The organism is Halobacterium sp. CBA1126, from assembly GCF_009741975.1.
In the GTDB taxonomy this organism is placed as follows: Archaea; Halobacteriota; Halobacteria; order Halobacteriales; family Halobacteriaceae; genus Halobacterium.
This window is the reverse complement of the sequence record NZ_WPCF01000193.1, coordinates 1-1,801: the sequence shown is the minus strand read 5'-3', so window position 1 is coordinate 1,801 and position 1,801 is coordinate 1. Positions and strand designations below refer to the sequence as shown.

Genomic DNA, 1,801 nt, shown 5'->3' with positions numbered 1-1,801 from the left:
GAGTGGCGCGAACAGTCGACGCGACGCCCGTCACCGACGTGGACGCGTCGACGCCGCGACGCGGAGCTGCTGGCTCGCGCGGGCGTGACGTCGGTGCGGAGCCTCGCGACCGCCCACGTCGAGCACGTCGCGGACTCGCTGGACGTATCCGAGGAGACGGTCGCGGCGTGGAAGCAAGCCGCGGCCGACCACGAACAGTAGTTACTCGCGACGCAGTAAAAATCCAGATATTCGGCGTCTCGGCGCGGCTCGCGGACAGTTAGACACTTATGCGTCCTCGTCGCACGTGCAGGTGATGCGTCCCTTCGAGGAGTCTCCGATTTCGCGCGACGGGAAGGTACTGATTCTCGCGTACGACCACGGGCTCGAACACGGCCCCGTGGACTTCGAGGAAGTGCCAGAGACGATGGACCCCGGCAGCGTCTGGGACATCGCGACCCACGACGCGGTGTCCGCGATGGCCGTCCAGAAGGGCATCGCGGAGGCGTACTACCCCTCCTACGAGGACGACGTGAATCTGCTCGCGAAGCTCAACGGCACGTCGAACCTCTGGATGGGCGAGCCCGACTCGGCGGTGAACTGGTCGGTCGACTACGCCGCCGAACTCGGCGCGGACGCGATCGGGTTCACGCTGTACGGCGGCTCGAACAACGAGATCGAGATGGCCGAGGAGTTCCGGGACGCCCAGGAGGCCGCCCGGCAGTACGACCTCCCGGTCGTGATGTGGTCGTACCCGCGCGGCCAGGGCCTGAAGAACGACACGTCGCCGGACACCATCGCGTACGCGGCGCGCCAGGCGCTGGAACTCGGCGCCGACGTCGCGAAGGTGAAGTACCCGGGGAGCACGGACGCGATGTCGCACGCCGTCGACATGGCGGGGCCGACGGACGTCGTGATGTCCGGCGGGTCGAAGACCAGCGACCGCGACTTCCTCGAGAGCGTCAAGGGCGCCGTCGACGCCGGCGCGACGGGGCTGGCGGTCGGGCGCAACGTCTGGCAGCGCGAGCAGCCCGAGCCGTTCCTCGACGCGCTGGAGGCGGTCATCTACGAGGAGACGAGCGTCGACGAGGCCCTCGGCCGCATCTGATGGTCGTCGAGGAAGTCTTCGACGTGGTCGCGGACGCCGCGCCCGAAATCCGGGACGGGCTCCTGGAGCGGCGCGCGAAGGCGGCGACGGAGAACGTCTCCGGGGACGTCCAGTTGGAGGCGGACGTGTGGGCCGACGACCTGCTGTTCGACCGGCTGGCGGCCCTCGACGGCGTGAACTGGTACGCCAGCGAGGAGCGCGCCGACCTCGACGTGGTGGGGGAGGCCGACGACGGGTACGCGGTCGCCGTGGACCCACTCGACGGCTCCTCGAACGTCAAGTCGAACAACCCCTGCGGGACCGTCGTCGGCGTCTACGACGAGCGGCCGCCCGCGTCCGGCCGGAGTCTGGTGGCCGCGGGGTTCGTGCTGTACGGGCCGACGACGACGATGGTGGTCGCGCGCGACGGCGAGGTCACCGAGTACCTCGTGGAAGCCGACGGCCGCACGGACCTCGGCCCCGTCGAGCTCCCCGAGGACCCGCTGGTCTACGGGTTCGGCGGGCGCGTCCCGGACTGGACGCCGCCCTTCGAGTCGTTCGTCCGCGACGTGGAGGACGAGCTGAAGCTCCGGTACGGCGGCGCGATGATCGCGGACGTGAACCAGGTGCTGACGTACGGCGGCGTCTTCGGCTACCCGGGCCTGCAGTCCCGGCCCGAGGGGAAGCTTCGCGCGCACTTCGAGTCGATGCCCATCGCGTACGTCGTCGAGCACG

Annotated in this window: 2 protein-coding genes and 1 pseudogene; all 3 read left to right on the top strand. The window is 69.8% G+C overall.

Features of this window, described 5'->3' with window-relative positions; genetic code table 11:
• Positions 1 to 201: pseudogene (locus GJ634_RS15720) on the top strand (hypothetical protein); the annotation flags it as partial.
• Positions 202 to 295: 94 nt separating this feature from the next.
• A complete protein-coding gene (locus tag GJ634_RS15070; RefSeq protein WP_157503645.1) occupies positions 296 to 1,087 on the top strand; it encodes a class I fructose-bisphosphate aldolase in 792 nt (263 codons plus the stop codon).
• A partial coding sequence (locus tag GJ634_RS15065; RefSeq protein WP_157503644.1) for a class 1 fructose-bisphosphatase occupies positions 1,087 to 1,801 on the top strand: 715 nt, incomplete at its 3' end. The genes GJ634_RS15070 and GJ634_RS15065, both read left to right, overlap by 1 nt.

What these genes read in the sequence shown, in the direction of transcription:
- GJ634_RS15070 (WP_157503645.1), top strand. Translation starts at nt 296, where the DNA reads ATGCGTCCCTTCGAGGAGTCTCCGATTTCGCGCGACGGGAAGGTACTG.